Origin of the sequence: Rodentibacter caecimuris, assembly GCF_001019715.1 — a bacterium.
Lineage (GTDB): Bacteria > Pseudomonadota > Gammaproteobacteria > Enterobacterales > Pasteurellaceae > Rodentibacter > Rodentibacter caecimuris.
Window position 1 is genome coordinate 1,923,080 of sequence record NZ_BBXJ01000001.1, and the last position, 17,570, is coordinate 1,940,649.

The following is a 17,570-nucleotide window of genomic DNA, read 5'->3' on the forward strand; positions in this document are numbered from 1 at the left end:
TTATCCTTTACAAATAGTGAAATAAACCTAAAATACGGGCTTTTAACACGACTTGCCTACGGGTAGGTTACTGACTTGAAATCAGAAAAAGAGTAGATTATGACCACCTCATTTAAGCCCGAATTACTTTCTCCCGCCGGTTCTCTAAAAAATATGCGCTATGCCTTTGCCTACGGTGCAGATGCCGTCTATGCCGGTCAGCCCCGTTATAGCTTACGAGTGCGTAACAATGAATTTAATCATGCAAATTTAAAAATCGGTATTGATGAAGCGCACGCCCTTGGTAAAAAATTCTATGTCGTTGTGAATATTGCACCGCATAATTCTAAACTCAAAACCTTTATTAAAGATTTACAACCCGTTATAAATATGGGACCGGATGCGTTGATTATGTCCGATCCTGGTTTGATTATGCTGGTGCGTGAGCATTTCCCCGATATTGATATTCATCTTTCCGTACAAGCCAATGCGGTAAACTGGGCAACGGTGAAATTTTGGAAACAAATGGGGCTAACCCGCGTGATTTTGTCCCGAGAACTTTCTTTGGATGAAATTGCCGAAATTCGCCAACAGGTGCCGGATATTGAACTTGAGATTTTCGTACATGGCGCATTATGTATGGCATATTCTGGTCGTTGCTTGCTTTCCGGCTACATTAATAAACGCGATCCAAACCAAGGCACTTGCACTAATGCCTGCCGCTGGGAATATAAAATGGAAGAAGGTACGGTTGATGAAGTGGGCAATATTGTGCCGAAAATTGATCCGGCACAACAAATCGAAGTCAAAAATGTTGCACCGACACTGGGTGAAGGAACGGTGACGGACAAAGTATTTCTTTATACGGAATCACAAAAGCCGGATGAACAAATGACCGCCTTTGAGGATGAACACGGCACTTATTTTATGAATTCAAAAGATTTGCGTGCCGTACAACATGTAGAAAAACTCACCGCACTTGGTGTACATTCCTTAAAAATTGAAGGTCGAACCAAGTCTTTCTATTATTGTGCCCGCACGGCGCAGGTCTATCGAAAAGCTATTGATGATGCCGTGGCAGGTAAGCCTTTCGATGAGAGCTTGATGAATACCTTAGAATCTCTCGCACACCGAGGTTATACCGAAGGATTTTTACGTCGCCATACACATGATGAGTATCAAAATTATGAATACGGCTATTCTATTTCCGATCGCCAACAATTTGTCGGAGAATTTACCGGAAAACGCAATGAACAAGGTATGGCGGAAGTCGCTGTAAAAAATAAATTTTTACTTGGCGATGAAGTAGAAATGATGACACCTCAAGGTAATATCAATTTTAAAATTGAAAAAATGCTAAATCGAAAAAATGAACAAGTAGAAGCTGCATTAGGTGACGGGCATTTCGTGTTCTTAGATGTCCCGCAAGATATCAATTTAGAATACTCACTCTTGATGCGTAATTTAGTGAACAGCAATACCCGTAATCCACACAATTAATTTTGTTAATAAAATGTTGCATTTATTTTAAATGTTATTATAATGCGTACGCATACCTGATTTGTTTATTCAACAACTCATAGTATGACTCCAAATACTTTGCCCTTTCAAATTTTGAAAGGGCTTTTTTATGCATTTTGATTGAGAAATTTCGCTGATAGATAAAGCATAAAGGCTATTCTTTCGAATAGCCTTTGTTAATTTAAGTCACGATTATAAATAACCAAATAAACCGATGAAAACATAACCAAAAATACAGGAAGTAATGACCCCGATTAACCCCGGTAAAATAAAACTATGATTAATCACAAATTTACCAATTCGGGTAGTGCCGGAACGGTCAAATTGAATCGCAGCAAGATCACTCGGATAAGTCGGTAAAATATAGTAACCATAACATGCCGAAGCAAAGGCAAGGATAATTGCAGGATCAACGCCGATATCTAATGATAACGGAACAAACGCTACTAATGCCGCAGCTTGAGAATTTACAAATTTAGAAATCAATAACAACATTACCGCATAAGTCCAAGGATAGGCCTTTACCACATCGCCTAATGTTGCTTTCATCATTGGGGTATGAACGGTAAACATCGTTTCAGCCATCCAAGAGATACCAAATACTGCGACTAATGCAATCATACCGGAACGGAAAATTTCATTTTTACTAATTTTACTTGGCTCCGTTTTGGTAAAGATAATAATTAATGCACCGGCTAATAGCATAAAAATTTGAATTACATGAACCATACTAATGTTCACTTTTTTATTTATACTATCCTTTAAAATAATCTTTGCATTATCAATCGTTTCAATCTCATCGCCCGACTGGATCACAACAGAATTGTTATCTTTTACAGATATAGTTTGAGCAAGTTCCCCTTTTTTATTATAAATTTCGACATGACTATAAGTGGTTTTCGGTTTTGCCTTATTGTCTTTCACATCAAGAGACACTACACCGTCTTTTGCTACAGCAACAATTTTACCCTCTTTTACATTAAAACTTTTTACCGTTTCAGCATAGGAAACGACTTCAAGCATTTGTGCCGGTACTGATTTCTCAAACGCCGGGCGTAATTCTTTAAAATAACCCAGTGATGCAACAACTAAGATCGCACCAAAGAAGATCCACATTGCATTCCAACTGGATTGCGGCAATTTTTTATCAAGTAATGACGTACTCTCGCCATAGACATACTCTTTAAAACTAGGATCTTGTAGTTTCGTTTGAAATTCAATATCTTTATCCAAATCTTTACCACGAAACCAGCTAAAAATACCGATAGCCAATACCCCACAAAGAGTCGATGGAACAGTAATTTTTAATAAATCCAGATAACCATCAAAACCTGCTAGCGGTGTTTTTGCATTAACCAAGAACGCCGTTAATGTTACAACCGCAACAGAAACCGGTGAGGCAATAATCCCCATTTGAGAAGCAATAGAACTCGCCGCCATCGGACGCTCAGGGCGAATACCATTTTTAATAGCAATATCATAAATGATTGGTAGCATGGTATAAACCACATGACCTGTACCACAAAGAATTGTTAAGAAACAAGTAACAAATGGTGCAAGAATACTGACATATTTTGGATTTTTACGAAGCATTTTCTCTGCAATTTGTAACATCACATCCAAGCCGCCGCTCGCTTGTAATGTTGCAGAGGTAACGACCACTGCAAGAATTGTTAACATGACATCAATTGCAGGTTTACCCGGCTCAATACCAAAACCAAAGACTAAGACAATCAACCCTACACCGCCTAACATCCCTAATGCTATGCCTCCTTTTCTTGCACCATAAAACAAGCAGATGAGTACAATAGCAAGTTGAATAACAAATTGGGAAACTTCACTTAAGTTAGTTAGAAAATCCATAGATACTCCAATAAATTTAAAATATAAACTAGAAAAACTAATAAATGCTAACACAAAGAATTAACACAAATTAAGTAGTATTCGATAACTTATTGTTCTATATCAATTTCAGAAAGCAGCAACGAAATAACTCATTAAAAATAAAGTGCGGTCTATTTTAAAGAGGGAATTAGGTAAAAAAATTAGGCGACCTAAAAAGGTCGCCCAACTTGAAATTATTGATTATTTTGAACGTAGTCAATCGCAGATTGAACAGTTGTGATTTTTTCCGCTTCTTCATCCGGAATTTCAATATCAAATTCCTCTTCCAAAGCCATAACCAATTCAACTGTATCTAAAGAGTCCGCACCTAAATCTTCAACGAAAGAAGCTTCAGGTTTCACATCTTCTTCTTTAACACCTAATTGTTCAACGATGATTTTTTTTACGCGTTCTTCAATGCTCATTTGTTTTTCCTATGTTGTTATAACTCATTGCTGAGCGGTTAGTGTATGAATTTTTAATATTCTTGCAATCTTTTCATAAGTGGTCGCACCACAAAAGCACAAGCAAAATACATACAGAGAAAATAACGATATACCTTTTACACATTCAAGGCATAACCAAATTATGTTGCGAGGCTGATTTTAACATTATCTAAAATCTTTGGCTATGATTTTATAAGGAGAAATCGCCTAACAACAAATAACCAGCTCCATCAAGGAGTTAGCTCATATGTAGCCCACCATTCACATGTAAGGTCGTGCCAGTGATATAGGCCGCCTCATCAGATGCCAAGAACGCAACGGCTTTCGCAATATCTTTCGCATCTCCCAAACGTCCTGCCGGTACGTTAGAAAGAATACTTGATTTCTGTTCATCCGTTAAAACTTCTGTCATATCCGTTGCGATAAAACCCGGTGCTACAACATTTACAGTAATCCCACGGGATGCGACTTCTTTTGCTAATGCTTTTGAGAATCCAATCACTCCTGCTTTCGCCGCACAATAGTTACTTTGTCCCGGATTTCCCGTTGAGCCAACCACAGAACCAATGTTAATAATACGGCCAAAACGCTTTTTCATCATTGAACGCAACATGGATTTAGAAAGATGATATATAGAAGTTAAATTAGTTTGCATAATATCAAACCATTCATCATCTTTCATACGCATGAGTAAATTATCACGTGTAATACCCGCATTATTCACCAAAATATCAATGTCGCCAAAATCATTTTTAATTTGTTCCAACATCGTTTCGATAGAGGCTTTATCCGCCACGTTTAATACTAGACCTTTACCTTTTTCACCCAAGTATGCAGAAATTGTTTCTGCGCCTTTTTCAGAAGTCGCCGTACCAATTACAAATGCGCCCTTTAAAACCAATTCTTCGGCAATCGCACGACCAATACCACGCGTTGCCCCCGTTACTAACGCAATTTTACCTTGCATTTTTCTCTCCTCTATACTAATAGTTCTTCAACTGAATTAAGTGATGCAAGATCATTCACCGATATTGCCTGAAAATCACTCACAATACGTTTTGTTAATCCGTTTAATACCTTACCGGGACCTATTTCCAGCAATACCTGTACACCGTCTTGCGCCATTTTTTCTACGGTTTCCGTCCAACGTACAGGACTGTAAAGTTGACGAATAAGAGCCATACGAATAGCGGCACTTTCAGATTCTGTTGCAACATCAACATTATTAATTACTGCGATCTCCGGAATATTCACTGCTATTGTTTCTAATGTAGTTGCTAATTTATCCGCAGCCGGTTTCATCAATGCACAATGTGATGGTACGCTCACTGCTAACGGCAATGCGCGCTTCGCCCCCGCCTCTTTACACAATGCAGCAGCGCGCTCTACTGCTGCTTTTGCTCCTGCAATCACCACTTGTCCCGGTGAGTTAAAATTCACAGCTGACACCACTTCACCTTGTTCTGCCTGTTTACAAGCATTAATAATAGACTCATTGTCTAAGCCGATGATCGCATACATCGCACCAGTGCCCTCAGGTACTGCTTGTTGCATTAATTTACCACGTAATTCCACCAATTTAATGGCATCTTGAAAATTCAGTACGCCTGCGCAAACTAATGCGGAATACTCGCCTAAACTATGACCTGCCATCACTTCCGGCTTAAATTGCGGATATTTTTCTTGCCATACACGATAAATAGCAACAGAGGCTGCCAACAATGCAGGCTGGGTTTGCCATGTTTTATTAAGCTCTTCTACCGGACCTTGTTGAGCAAGTTGCCATAAATCATAGCCAAGCACATCAGAGGCTTGTTTAAAGGTTTCAATAACAATTGGATATTCGTCGGCAAGCTCAGCAAGCATACCAATACTCTGAGATCCCTGCCCTGGGAAGACCATTGCAAATTTTTTCATTCTTTTTTCCTATTTATTCTAAATTGAAATATTTCTTTGATAAAAATCGGTATTCATGATTGCATATATCAAAAAGTGCGGTCAAATTTAACCGCACTTTCCAACAATTTCACTGCGATTCTAACAAAATTATTAGAAACGCACCAATGCTGAACCCCAAGTCCAACCACCGCCAAAGGCTTCTAATAGTAACAACTGCCCTCGTTGAATACGACCATCACGCACTGCTTCATCCAATGCTACCGGTACTGTTGCCGCACTATTATTCGCATATTTATCTAACGTAACAACCACTTGCGACATATTCATTTCCAGTTTTTTCGCCGTTGCGCTGATAATGCGTAAATTTGCTTGATGTGGCACAAGCCAATCTAAATCTTCTTTATCTAAATTATTTGCGGCTAAGGTTTCCTCAACTACATTGGAAAGTTCACGCACTGCAAGTTTAAAGGTTTCATTACCCTGCATTTCAATATAACCGGATTTTTCCACACCACGCTCAGGTTGAGACAAAACCAACCCATTGTGTTTATCTGCGGAAGCGTGTAGATGAGTAGAGATAATCCCCTCTTGTTCGCTTGCCTCTAAAATTACAGCACCGGCGCCATCACCAAATAATACAACCGTGCTACGATCTGTTTCATCTAATTTACGAGAATTAAGATCAGATCCCACGACTAAAGCTGTTTTTACTTTACCCGTACGAATAAATTGGTCAGCAACACTTAACGCATAAACAAAACCGGTACAAGCAGCGGCTAAATCGAAAGAAATAGCGTCATCAATTTCCAACAACCCTTGGATTTGACAAGCAGCACTCGGGTAAGCATGAGAGCTGCTAGTGGTAGCAACAATAATTAAATCAATATGTTGAGGGCTAATTTTGGCATATTCAATTGCTTTTTTTGCTGCCTCAAAACCCATTGTTGCCACAGTTTCATTTTCATCGGCAATACGACGTTCACGAATACCTGAACGAGTAACAATCCATTCGTCCGAAGTATCAACCATTTTCTCAAGATCCGCATTAGTGCGAATACGACTCGGTAAATAGCTACCGGTAGATAAAATTCTGCTATTCATAATCAAATAAATTAAGTCATTAATAACGTGCTAAGCCCGCCAATATTTTTTCAGGGAATTGTAGGCGGGCTTGAAAAGCCGCATCAGCAATGGCCTGAGCAAACGCATTCACATTTGCGCTACCGTGACTCTTTACCACCACTGAGTTTAAGCCAATAAGTGAGGCACCATTATATTCATCGGGATTAATATGTTTCAAACGCTGATAGCCTCTCTGAAACAAGTGACGAACCGTCCACGAAAAAACGGGTTTTAAATAATGCTGTTTGGGTTGTTCGTTAAATAGGGACAACACATTTTTCGCGGCCCCCTCTAAAGTTTTCAGTGCAATATTTCCTGAAAAACCGTCGCTGACAATCACATCCGCTTTGCCGTTCAGTAATAAATCGCCCTCAATAAACCCAATATAATTAAGTGCGGTCGATTTTTCTAATAGATTTGCTGCATCACGAATAAATTGATGACCTTTAATTTCTTCAACGCCAATATTTAATAATCCAATTCGGGGATAAACCAAATTCAGTCTATGCTCTGCAAAAATGCTTCCCATTATAGCAAATTGATAAAGGTTTTCTGCATCACATTCAACATTCGCCCCTAAATCCAACATGACAGATTTTCCCTTCCCCATAGTTGGAATCATTGAGACTAAAGCCGGGCGGGCAATACCTTTAAGGGGCTGCAATAAAATCTTCGACAATCCCATTAATGCACCGGTATTTCCCGCACTAACACAACCTTGTGCCAAACCATCTTTAACCGCTTCAAGAGCCAACCGCATGGAAGTACCTTTGCTATGACGTAAAGCGTAAGAAATACCCTGGTGGTTATCAATAACCCTTGTGCAATGTCGAATTTGTACGCGATCTAAAACTGCCTTAGAGCAATCTTTTAGCAAAGGAGAAATCTGTTGCTGATCACCGAATAGAAGTAAAGAAAGCCTTGGATTTTTTTCCAATGCAAGAAGAGATGCGGGGATAGTAATACGGGGACCAATGTCCCCGCCCATCACATCTAACGCTAAGGTTAGACGAGTCAAGTGAATACCTGTAAGTAAAAATTACTTATTGATCACTTTACGACCACGGTAGTAACCGTCTGCAGTTACGTGGTGGCGTAAATGAGTTTCACCGCTTGCTTTATCCACTGATACTGCAGCGGTAGTTAACGCATCGTGTGAACGACGCATATCACGACGTGAACGAGATTTTTTGTTTTGTTGAACAGCCATTGGCTATACTCCTAAATTAAATTTAATTTACTTTTGCTTTAAATTAGCTAATACAGCGAACGGGTTCGGTTTTTTTGCCAATTCTTCCGGCAATTTGCCAAAAACCTGTTCCTGCGCGGACACTTCACAGTGTTCAGATGAATGCTTCGGTACAAGTGGTAGAGTTAAAATTAACTCATCCTCCACCGTGCCAAGTAAATCTATTTCACCAAACTCATTTAATTCGATTGGTTCATAAATTTCAGGCAATACATCAGCTTGATCCCAATTAACTACCGGACTGTATGTGAATTCACATTCCAATTTCTGTTTGAAAGGCTCTCCACAACGCTGACATTCCAATTCAACCTCAACCTGTGCTTTACCTTTCATCACCGCTAATTTTTGCGGATCAATATAAAACGATAATGTTACCTGTGCATCGCTAAGCACATTTACCACAGATTCAGCCAAACGCACCAATTGATTAATCGAATAATAGCCCTCATAATCAATTCTTTGTTGCGCATCTTTAACCGGATCAATGGTTAAGGGTAGTTTTACCTTTTGCATAGGGCGTGAATATTACCTGTTGTAACGAAAATAGTCAAAGGGAAATCACATTTTTATATTATAAAAACGCATGAATTTATCAATTGCAAGTCTTATCTTTAAAAGCGCTTTTTAAAACTTTACTTGTCGATTAAAAATACGGTTGTAAAAACAACCGCACTCTTATTTTTTATTACTCTAGGCGTTTCGCCATTTGTAACCAATCTTGTTTAAATTCACGCCGCATATTATTAATTGCATCAATAATATCGTGGTGAACAAGTTGCTCATTTTGAATGCCTACACAATAACCGCCTTTACCTTGAAGAAGAAGGTCTACCGCATACACTCCCATACGTGAAGCCAAAATACGGTCAAAAGCACAAGGTGCTCCGCCACGTTGAATGTGTCCTAATACGGTTGCCCGGGTTTCCTGGTTAACTCTCGCTTCAATCTCTTTTGCAAGAGAATGAACATCCGTAATTAACTCTGTGATCGCAACAATCGCATGGCGTTTACCCCGCATAATACTACTTTCAATTTGCTGAATAAGCTCTTCGCGATTAAACTCCACCTCAGAAGCTACGATATATTCACAGCCCCCAGCAATACCGGCAGAAATAGTTAAATCACTACAGTGACGTCCCATAATTTCTACGATCGAAATCCGTTGGTGAGAACTTGACGTATCACGCAAACGGTCAATAGCATCGACTGCTGTTTGTAGTGCGGTTTGATAGCCAATCGTGTAATCGGTTCCCGCAACGTCATTATCTATCGTACCGGGAATCCCTACACAAGGAAAACCATGCTCTTCCGTTAAAAGTTTTGCCCCCATGTAAGAACCATCCCCACCAATAACCACTAATGCATCAATACCGTGTGAACGTAAAATCTTGGCACATTTCGTACGAACTGACTCATCCTTAAACTCAGGGAACCGCGCAGAACCTAAAAATGTACCGCCTCGATTAATAATATCGGACACGCTAAAGCGATTTAATTGCTTAATTTTGTTGTTATACAAGCCTTGGTAGCCGTCATAAATACCGAATACTTCCAAGCCTTCCGATAACGCTGAACGCACGACACCACGGATCGCGGCATTCATGCCGGGCGCATCACCACCACTGGTCAATACTGCAATTTTTTTAATCATATACCACCTGTTTAAGTTAAATTTAATCAAATCGGAAATGTCGTTAAGATTACACCATTCACATATACTGCTCTATAAAAATTTGGAAATCTTATCCCTTGTTCTAAATATACTTTGATTCTAGGTTACTTTAGATTTTGGCAATACCATTGCCAATCCAGTTTTCCTAAAGTTTTCATTTCTTTATCAATCAAATATTTCTTTAAATGCTGTAACGCTTTTTTATTATTTAAGCGTCGGCTATTTTTTACTTTTTGTGAATACTGAAATTGAACAAAACCGCATTGAGGAATATCTTTTCCCATCATGATATTCACTTGCCAAGAAGGTTCTTTATCCGTAGGTGCATAAACAACATAGCCCTTCAAGCCTTCATCTTTCTTTGTTTTTTCATTTCTAATCGGAAGCAATTTGAATGATACAACATCTGTATTACGATAAATTCGTTCGCGTAATGTAATACGTTCTTTAATATCACGATGTTGTTTATTACGATCCAACAACAATTCTATCTGGGATTGCCATTTTTCTAAGGTATCGGGCTTACTCAAATAAATGTAACGTACTACCGAGTCTAAATCTTGTCCACTCGCCATTTGGTAAATTTTACCGTGATATTTAACTTGATTCGGTGCATCCAATTGAGAAGGAGTGCCTACGCAAGCTGAAAGTAAAAGTGCGGTCAAAATAACAAGAATTTTATTCATCATGGTCTCGCTTAAATACCAATTCATTTTCAGTAGAAGCCGTTGCATCAAACCAATATCCCCCAAAATCAAAGTCTTTTAATTGCTCAACCCGGGTTAAACGGTTTTGAATCATATAACGACACATTAATCCACGAGCTTTCTTCGCATAAAAACTAACAACTTTATAGCGGCCATTTTTATTATCCAAAAAAATCGGTTTTACAATGTGTGCTTCAAGCCGACTTTCTTTTACAGACTTATAATATTCATCGGAAGCAAGATTTACCAACACATTATCACCCTGATCATCAAGCGCTTGTTGCACGGCTTGGGTAATCACATCCCCCCAAAAGGCGTAAAGATCCTTACCTTTGGCGTTCGCTAATTTTGTCCCCATTTCCAAGCGATAAGGTTGCATTAAATCAAGAGGTCGAAGTAAACCATATAGCCCCGACAACATACGCAGATGAGACTGAGCAAAACCAATATCTTCATCAGATAAGGTTTCTACCTCTAATCCAGTATAAACATCACCTTTAAAAGCAAAAATAGCCGCGCGGGCATTTTGTTCATTGTGTTCTTTCGTCCACTCGGTAAAACGGGCGGCATTTAGACCGGCAAGTTTATCACTAATGGACATTAATGAAGCAATATCTTGCGGCGAAAGCTGTCGGCAAATTTCAATTAATTGCTCGCTATAATCGGTTAAGTGCGGTTGAAAAAAAGGGAATTTTCTGACCGCACTTTCAAAATCTAAGGTTTTTGCAGGGGAAATAATAGCTAACATAGTTTATCCTCAATAAAATCGGTCGCTATCTTAACATATTTCTACACACGTTTATAAAGTCCATTTTCATTAAGAATCAAATCCTGTAACTCCAAATCTAAAAGTTGCACCAACAATACCTCTACATTCAAGCCAAACTCTTGCGCGAGATCATCAATGCTCACAGGGGTATAACCAATTCTGGCATAAAGTTTGGGATGACTTGGTGTTTCGGCTAACTGACGAGAAGTCGTTGCCAGAGTATGATTTTGACTTTCAATCCGGCTAAAATCAATCTCTGTTTGACTATGAATAGAATGTTGATACAACGTTTCTAAAATATCTTTCACATTTTCTACCAACATTGCCCCTTGTTTAATCAAACGATTACAACCTTGACTAAACTCACTTTGAATATTGCCCGGTACGGCGAAAATTTCCCGATTTTGTTCTAGTGCATAACGTGCGGTAATCAGAGAACCGCTTTTTTCTGTTGCTTCGACCACCAACGTTCCCACAGAAAGACCGCTAATAATACGATTACGACGGGGAAAATTTGTTGCAATTGGGGGCTGATTTGGCACAAATTCAGAAACCAAAGCCCCATTATTTTCCAAAATTTGTTCGGCAAGCCGCCGATTTTTTGCAGGATAAACTTCCTCTAATCCACTACCTAAAACAGCAATAGTCTGCCCTTTTACGTCCACCACCGCTTGATGACAATATCCGTCAATACCTAATGCCAATCCGCTTGTAATGGTAAAACCGGCAAAAGAAAGTTCTGTGGCAAAATACTTTGCCCAATATTCACCGTAAGACGAACAATAACGACTACCTACCACTGCCATTTGACGCTGTGAAATTGCCGTCACATTTCCCTTAACAAACAAGATAGGGGGAAAACTTCCAATTTGCTTTAACAAAAAAGGATAAAAGGGTGAAAAATAGTTCACCAAATGATTTCCTTCTTTTTCCGCCCAAAGGAGAGCCGATTCCATAAATTTTTTTTCAGGTTTAAACCAACGACGAATCTGAATCGCCCCCCATCCCATTTGGCGAAAAACGTTTTCATCTGCCTTTAACAAGTCATCTAATGTCATGGCTGACAGAATTTTATTAATCGCCACACCACCGAATTTGGGTATTTGCATCAAACGAAGTAAAGTTTCATTAATATGTTCCATTATTTTCCTCATCCTTCCTGCAATAAATCCCTAATTATTCAAACAACTTAAAAAGTTGCGAGTGTTTCAGCGTATTTTTGCGAGAAAGATCGTAAAAATAAAAAAACTGATGATTTTTTTACACTCTTAGAAATAAATAAAAGACAGAGAAAAAACAGCCCGCCCCCAAAAACAACAGAATATTATTCTAAAAATAAAATAATAAAAAGATAATTTAACTATCAATGTATTATCAATAACACAACAAGAGAGATAAAACGCTAAAAAATTATTTGACAGTTTTTTATTTATTCGTAACATAACAAGCGTTTTACAACAAATTTTGATAGGATTTTTATGTTTTCTTCTGTTTCTTTATCCCTCAACCTGCTGCTCACACATTCTTTGTGCGGCTAAGTTGTGGATGAAAAACAATTAAATATAAATCCCCTTTTTTGATAAACCCGCACTTCATAGAATTGCGGGTTTTTGTTTAAAAAATTTTGCAAAAATAACCGCACTTTCGGAGTGATTTTAGAAGGATATTATTATGACAGATCGCGTAATTATTTTTGATACCACCTTGCGTGACGGAGAACAAGCATTAAAAGCGAGCTTGACTGTAAAAGAAAAATTGCAAATTGCCTTGGCTTTGGAGCGCTTAGGGGTGGATGTGATGGAAGTCGGTTTTCCGGTATCCTCTCAGGGAGATTTTGAATCGGTACAAACTATTGCCCGTCATATTAAACGTTCCCGCGTGGCTGCCTTATCCCGTGCGGTTGATAAAGATATTGATGCCGCCTACGAAGCATTAAAAGTCGCGGAGGCCTTTCGTATTCACACCTTCATTGCCAGTTCCGCATTACACGTGGAAACCAAATTAAAACGCACTTTTGATGATGTCGTGGAAATGGCGGTCGCGGCGGTAAAACGTGCCCGCAATTACACGGACGACGTCGAATTTTCCTGCGAAGATGCCGGGCGCACCGGCATTGATAATATTTGTCGTATTGTGGAAGCCGCCATTAACGCAGGTGCGACAACTGTCAATATCCCCGATACCGTAGGTTACTGCTTGCCAACAGAATACGGCAATATTATTGCCCAAGTGCGTAATCGCGTACCGAATATCGATAAAGCCGTTATTTCCGTGCATTGCCACAATGACTTAGGTATGGCAACCGCCAATTCCTTAACTGCCGTACAAAATGGTGCGCGCCAAATTGAGTGTACCGTCAATGGTATCGGTGAACGTGCTGGTAATACCGCGCTTGAAGAAGTCGTTATGGCGATTAAAACCCGCCAAGCATTGTTTGGCGTGGATACCCGCATTAATACGCAAGAAATCCACCGTGTTAGCCAAATGGTCAGCCAATTATGCAATATGCCAATTCAGCCAAATAAAGCCATCGTAGGTTCGAATGCCTTTGCCCATTCCTCCGGCATTCACCAAGACGGTATGTTGAAAAACAAAAATACTTACGAAATTATGTCACCGGAAAGTATTGGTTTGAAAAAAGAAAAATTAAACCTCACTGCCCGCTCCGGTCGTGCCGCAGTGAAAGGTCACATGAGCGATATGGGCTACACCGAGCAAGATTATGATTTGGATAAATTATATGACGCCTTCTTAAAATTGGCGGATAAAAAGGGGCAAGTATTCGACTATGACTTGGAAGCCTTAGCCTTTATCGATATGCAGCAAGGTGACGAAGATCGCTTAGTGTTGGATAAACTTTCCGCCCATTCTACCAAGGAATATCCGGCAACAGCATTCGTTCAATTACAATTAGACGGCGAAAAATTAAGCACCTCCTCTATTGGTGGTAACGGTCCTGTGGATGCAGTATATAACGCCATCTTAAACTTAACCGGCTTAGAGATCAAAATGTCCCACTATAATTTAACCGCTAAGGGAGAGGGGGCGGAAGCCTTAGGGCAAGTGGATATTGTAGTGGAGCATGAAGGCAGAAAATTCCACGGTGTCGGTTTGGCAACGGATATTGTGGAGTCCTCTGCGTTGGCCTTGGTTCATGCGATTAATGCGATTTATCGATCTCAGAAAGTTGCGGATATTAAGAGTCATAAACATCATTAACTTTAGTTTTGGATTTCGCCCGAAAGGGCGACCTTCTTTCTTTTGCTTGCCCAAAAGAAAGAAGGCAAAGAAAAAGGCACCCTACTTTTCCTTGTTTCCTTTATTCCATTGAATTTGCTTAACGGAAATTTTCTGAACTCGCTACGCTCAAACAGACGAAAATTTCCTACAAACTCAATTCCACAAAGGCGGAAAAGAAGGGAACCCGATAAAGTGCGGTTAAAATTCTAGATATTCTTATATCTTAAAAATATTGTTAAAACCAACCACACTTTTCAAATAATGTGCCGATTAATTCGGGGCCCCATATAAATCGCCTTTGCGACTTGGCATTTTTAGCTAAATTTGTACTGTTTGAGCGTAGCGAGTTTACAAATTTAGCATTAAGAAAATGACAATAAAGCAAAGATTAGCGATTTAACTGGGGCGTGTTTTCTTTGCCTACTTTCTTTTACACGAGTAAAAGAAAGTAGGTCGCCATCGGCGAAACCCGATACTAATTTACTAAATAAAAATTTAAACAAAATAGGAAAACCCAAAATGAAATCATACAACATCGCAGTCCTCCCCGGTGACGGAATCGGCCCTGAAGTGATGGCAGAGGCGATTAAAGTCCTCAATAAAATCCAAGAAAAATTCGCCATTAAATTCAACTTTAATGAATTTTATGTAGGAGGCGCCGCCATTGATCACTGTGGCACGCCGTTACCTAGCGAAACGTTAAAAGGTTGTGAAAACGCAGATGCGATTTTATTCGGTTCTGTAGGCGGCCCTAAATGGACAAATTTACCGCCAGACCAACAGCCGGAACGAGGTGCATTATTGCCATTGCGCAAACATTTCAAATTATTCTGCAACTTACGTCCGGCAACCCTTTACAAAGGGTTAGAAAAATTCTGTCCATTACGTGCAGATATTGCCGCGAAAGGCTTTGATATGGTCGTGGTGCGAGAACTAACAGGGGGAATTTATTTCGGGCAGCCGAAAGGTCGTGAAGGAGAAGGCACACAAACCAAAGCATTCGATACGGAAGTGTATTACAAATATGAAATCGAACGCATTGCCCGTGCCGCTTTTGAGGCGGCAATGAAACGCCGTAAACATATCACCTCCGTAGATAAAGCCAATGTGTTGCAATCTTCTATCTTATGGCGCGAAACCGTGGCGGAAATTGCAAAGGAGTATCCTGAAGTCGCCGTTGAGAATATGTATATCGACAATGCCACTATGCAGCTAATTAAAGCGCCAGAATCGTTTGACGTCCTGCTCTGCTCCAACATTTTCGGCGATATTATTTCTGACGAAGCGGCGATGATCACGGGGTCAATGGGAATGTTACCTTCCGCCAGTTTAAATGAAGAGGGATTTGGGTTATACGAACCTGCCGGTGGTTCTGCACCGGATATCGCCGGCAAAGGCATTGCCAACCCGATTGCACAAATTTTGTCGGCGGCAATGATGTTACGTTATAGTTTCAACTTAAACGACGCGGCGGACGCCATTGAAAATGCAGTACAAAAAGTACTGTCGGCAGGTTATCGCACCGCGGATTTAGCCGATGATTCCACACCGATTTCCACGGCGAAAATGGGCACCTTGATTGCAGAAGCGATTTAATCCATAAAGTGCGGTCAAAATTTAACTTGTTTTTCAACCGCACTTTCATCCTAATTAAATAGAGAAAATCTTATGGCAAAAACACTTTATGAAAAATTATTCGATGCACACGTCGTGTACGAAGCGGAAGGCGAAACGCCGATTTTGTATATTAACCGTCATTTGATCCACGAGGTCACCAGCCCGCAAGCCTTTGACGGCTTACGTGTTGCCGGCCGCCAAGTTCGTCAGGTAAGCAAAACATTCGGAACCATGGATCATAGTATTTCAACCCAAGTACGTGATGTGAATAAATTAGAAGGGCAAGCAAAAATTCAGGTATTAGAGCTTGAAAAAAATACCAAAGCCACCGGTATTCAGCTATTCGATATGAATACCAAAGAACAAGGCATTGTACACGTGATGGGGCCCGAACAAGGTTTAACCCTACCGGGTATGACTATCGTTTGCGGTGACTCACACACCGCAACCCACGGCGCATTCGGCGCATTGGCATTCGGTATCGGCACATCAGAAGTCGAACACGTTTTAGCCACACAAACCTTAAAGCAAGCCCGTGCCAAAAGCATGAAAATTGAAGTCCGTGGCAAAGTTGCACCGGGCATTACCGCCAAAGATATTATCCTTGCCATCATCGGCAAAACCACCATGGCGGGCGGGACAGGACACGTTGTAGAATTTTGTGGTGAGGCGATTCGTGATCTTTCGATGGAAGGCAGAATGACCGTTTGCAATATGGCGATTGAAATGGGGGCAAAAGCAGGCTTAATCGCCCCGGATGAAACCACTTTTGAATACTTGAAAGGGCGTCCTCACGCACCTAAGGGCAAAGATTGGGATGATGCCGTTGAATACTGGAAAACCTTAAAATCCGATGAAAATGCACAATTTGATACCGTGGTTACATTGGAAGCAAAAGATATTGCACCACAGGTTACTTGGGGAACCAATCCCGGTCAGGTGATCGGCATCAATCAGCTCGTGCCAAATCCAACGGAAATGGACGATCCCGTTACCCGTGCTTCAGCAGAAAAAGCCTTACAATATATTGGTTTGGCAGCCAATACTAATTTAAAGGATATTTCCGTCGATCAAGTCTTTATCGGTTCTTGCACTAATGCCCGTATTGAAGATTTACGTGCCGCAGCAGCCGTGATGAAAGGGCGTAAAAAAGCAGATAACGTGAAACGTATTTTAGTCGTGCCGGGCTCCGGCTTGGTAAAAGAACAAGCGGAAAAAGAAGGCTTAGATAAAATCTTTATCGCAGCCGGTGCGGAATGGCGTAACCCGGGTTGCTCCATGTGTTTAGGTATGAACGATGACCGTTTAGGCGAATGGGAACGCTGCGCCTCTACCAGCAATCGTAACTTTGAAGGCCGCCAAGGTCGCAACGGACGCACACACTTAGTCAGCCCGGCAATGGCAGCAGCAGCAGGAATGTTCGGTAAATTTGTCGATATTCGTGATGTGGTATTAAATTAAGAGG

16 protein-coding genes are annotated in these 17,570 nt (G+C 40.3%); 4 read left to right on the plus strand and 12 right to left on the minus strand.

Translation table 11 applies throughout. The features are described 5' to 3' along the window. Positions 1-99 precede the first annotated feature (99 nt). A complete protein-coding gene (gene trhP / locus PNEUHYL_RS09390; protein ID WP_059367560.1) occupies positions 100-1,479 on the plus strand; it encodes a prephenate-dependent tRNA uridine(34) hydroxylase TrhP in 1,380 nt (459 codons plus the stop codon). Between the two features lie 213 nt (positions 1,480-1,692). On the opposite strand, the gene PNEUHYL_RS09395 is transcribed toward trhP, so the two are convergent. The 12 genes from PNEUHYL_RS09395 to dprA all read right to left on the minus strand — a co-directional run bounded on the left by PNEUHYL_RS09395 (position 1,693) and on the right by dprA (position 12,390). Beyond that, complete coding sequence (locus tag PNEUHYL_RS09395) at positions 1,693-3,363, minus strand: anaerobic C4-dicarboxylate transporter (RefSeq protein ID WP_059367562.1); 1,671 nt, start codon at positions 3,361-3,363, stop codon at positions 1,693-1,695. 215 nt (positions 3,364-3,578) lie between these two features. Next, entirely contained in the window at positions 3,579-3,809 is a 231-nt protein-coding gene (acpP, locus tag PNEUHYL_RS09400) for an acyl carrier protein (RefSeq protein ID WP_005544465.1), read from the minus strand. Positions 3,810-4,068: 259 nt separating this feature from the next. Beyond that, a complete protein-coding gene (fabG, locus tag PNEUHYL_RS09405) occupies positions 4,069-4,797 on the minus strand; it encodes a 3-oxoacyl-ACP reductase FabG (RefSeq protein WP_059367564.1) in 729 nt (242 codons plus the stop codon). A gap of 11 nt (positions 4,798-4,808) precedes the next feature. Continuing rightward, positions 4,809-5,747, minus strand: a complete 939-nt coding sequence (gene fabD / locus PNEUHYL_RS09410) for an ACP S-malonyltransferase (protein WP_059367569.1) — start codon at positions 5,745-5,747, stop codon at positions 4,809-4,811. 132 nt (positions 5,748-5,879) lie between these two features. Next, positions 5,880-6,830, minus strand: coding sequence for a beta-ketoacyl-ACP synthase III (locus PNEUHYL_RS09415; RefSeq protein ID WP_059367572.1), 951 nt, complete (start codon positions 6,828-6,830; stop codon positions 5,880-5,882). 19 nt (positions 6,831-6,849) lie between these two features. After that, positions 6,850-7,869 (minus strand): phosphate acyltransferase PlsX, encoded by a 1,020-nt coding sequence (gene plsX, locus PNEUHYL_RS09420; protein WP_059367574.1) that lies wholly within the window; start codon positions 7,867-7,869, stop codon positions 6,850-6,852. Between the two features lie 21 nt (positions 7,870-7,890). Continuing rightward, positions 7,891-8,061 (minus strand): 50S ribosomal protein L32, encoded by a 171-nt coding sequence (gene rpmF / locus PNEUHYL_RS09425; RefSeq protein WP_005544470.1) that lies wholly within the window; start codon positions 8,059-8,061, stop codon positions 7,891-7,893. Between the two features lie 27 nt (positions 8,062-8,088). Continuing rightward, entirely contained in the window at positions 8,089-8,613 is a 525-nt protein-coding gene (gene yceD / locus PNEUHYL_RS09430) for a 23S rRNA accumulation protein YceD (RefSeq protein WP_059367576.1), read from the minus strand. Between the two features lie 172 nt (positions 8,614-8,785). Beyond that, positions 8,786-9,751 (minus strand): 6-phosphofructokinase, encoded by a 966-nt coding sequence (gene pfkA, locus PNEUHYL_RS09435; RefSeq protein WP_059367579.1) that lies wholly within the window; start codon positions 9,749-9,751, stop codon positions 8,786-8,788. A 125-nt stretch (positions 9,752-9,876) separates the two neighbouring features. After that, positions 9,877-10,458 carry a hypothetical protein gene (locus PNEUHYL_RS09440; protein ID WP_059367584.1) on the minus strand — a complete coding sequence of 194 codons (582 nt, stop codon included), beginning with the start codon at positions 10,456-10,458 and terminating at the stop codon, positions 9,877-9,879. Beyond that, a complete protein-coding gene (gene yaaA, locus PNEUHYL_RS09445) occupies positions 10,451-11,227 on the minus strand; it encodes a peroxide stress protein YaaA (protein WP_059367587.1) in 777 nt (258 codons plus the stop codon). Before yaaA ends, PNEUHYL_RS09440 begins: the two co-directional genes overlap by 8 nt. A 41-nt stretch (positions 11,228-11,268) precedes the next feature. Beyond that, positions 11,269-12,390: a DNA-processing protein DprA gene (gene dprA / locus PNEUHYL_RS09450; protein WP_059367589.1), complete on the minus strand. Its 1,122-nt coding sequence runs from the start codon at positions 12,388-12,390 to the stop codon at positions 11,269-11,271. A 529-nt stretch (positions 12,391-12,919) separates the two neighbouring features. Between dprA and leuA the strand changes: the two genes are divergently transcribed. The 3 genes from leuA (at position 12,920) to leuC (ending at position 17,566) form a co-directional block, all read left to right on the plus strand. Beyond that, positions 12,920-14,467 (plus strand): 2-isopropylmalate synthase, encoded by a 1,548-nt coding sequence (leuA, locus tag PNEUHYL_RS09455; RefSeq protein ID WP_059367590.1) that lies wholly within the window; start codon positions 12,920-12,922, stop codon positions 14,465-14,467. Positions 14,468-15,007: 540 nt separating this feature from the next. Beyond that, positions 15,008-16,084, plus strand: coding sequence for a 3-isopropylmalate dehydrogenase (gene leuB / locus PNEUHYL_RS09460; protein ID WP_059367591.1), 1,077 nt, complete (start codon positions 15,008-15,010; stop codon positions 16,082-16,084). A 72-nt stretch (positions 16,085-16,156) separates the two neighbouring features. Continuing rightward, positions 16,157-17,566: a 3-isopropylmalate dehydratase large subunit gene (leuC, locus tag PNEUHYL_RS09465; RefSeq protein WP_059367593.1), complete on the plus strand. Its 1,410-nt coding sequence runs from the start codon at positions 16,157-16,159 to the stop codon at positions 17,564-17,566. The last annotated feature ends 4 nt before the right edge of the window (positions 17,567-17,570 follow it).

Coding starts and splice junctions, on each gene's coding strand:
- yaaA (WP_059367587.1), bottom strand. CDS start 11,227: ATGTTAGCTATTATTTCCCCTGCAAAAACCTTAGATTTTGAAAGTGCG.
- acpP (WP_005544465.1), bottom strand. CDS start 3,809: ATGAGCATTGAAGAACGCGTAAAAAAAATCATCGTTGAACAATTAGGT.
- PNEUHYL_RS09415 (WP_059367572.1), bottom strand. CDS start 6,830: ATGAATAGCAGAATTTTATCTACCGGTAGCTATTTACCGAGTCGTATT.
- fabD (WP_059367569.1), bottom strand. CDS start 5,747: ATGAAAAAATTTGCAATGGTCTTCCCAGGGCAGGGATCTCAGAGTATT.
- PNEUHYL_RS09440 (WP_059367584.1), bottom strand. CDS start 10,458: ATGAATAAAATTCTTGTTATTTTGACCGCACTTTTACTTTCAGCTTGC.
- pfkA (WP_059367579.1), bottom strand. CDS start 9,751: ATGATTAAAAAAATTGCAGTATTGACCAGTGGTGGTGATGCGCCCGGC.
- yceD (WP_059367576.1), bottom strand. CDS start 8,613: ATGCAAAAGGTAAAACTACCCTTAACCATTGATCCGGTTAAAGATGCG.
- dprA (WP_059367589.1), bottom strand. CDS start 12,390: ATGGAACATATTAATGAAACTTTACTTCGTTTGATGCAAATACCCAAA.
- leuA (WP_059367590.1), top strand. CDS start 12,920: ATGACAGATCGCGTAATTATTTTTGATACCACCTTGCGTGACGGAGAA.
- rpmF (WP_005544470.1), bottom strand. CDS start 8,061: ATGGCTGTTCAACAAAACAAAAAATCTCGTTCACGTCGTGATATGCGT.
- PNEUHYL_RS09395 (WP_059367562.1), bottom strand. CDS start 3,363: ATGGATTTTCTAACTAACTTAAGTGAAGTTTCCCAATTTGTTATTCAA.
- leuB (WP_059367591.1), top strand. CDS start 15,008: ATGAAATCATACAACATCGCAGTCCTCCCCGGTGACGGAATCGGCCCT.
- trhP (WP_059367560.1), top strand. CDS start 100: ATGACCACCTCATTTAAGCCCGAATTACTTTCTCCCGCCGGTTCTCTA.
- leuC (WP_059367593.1), top strand. CDS start 16,157: ATGGCAAAAACACTTTATGAAAAATTATTCGATGCACACGTCGTGTAC.
- fabG (WP_059367564.1), bottom strand. CDS start 4,797: ATGCAAGGTAAAATTGCGTTAGTAACGGGGGCAACGCGTGGTATTGGT.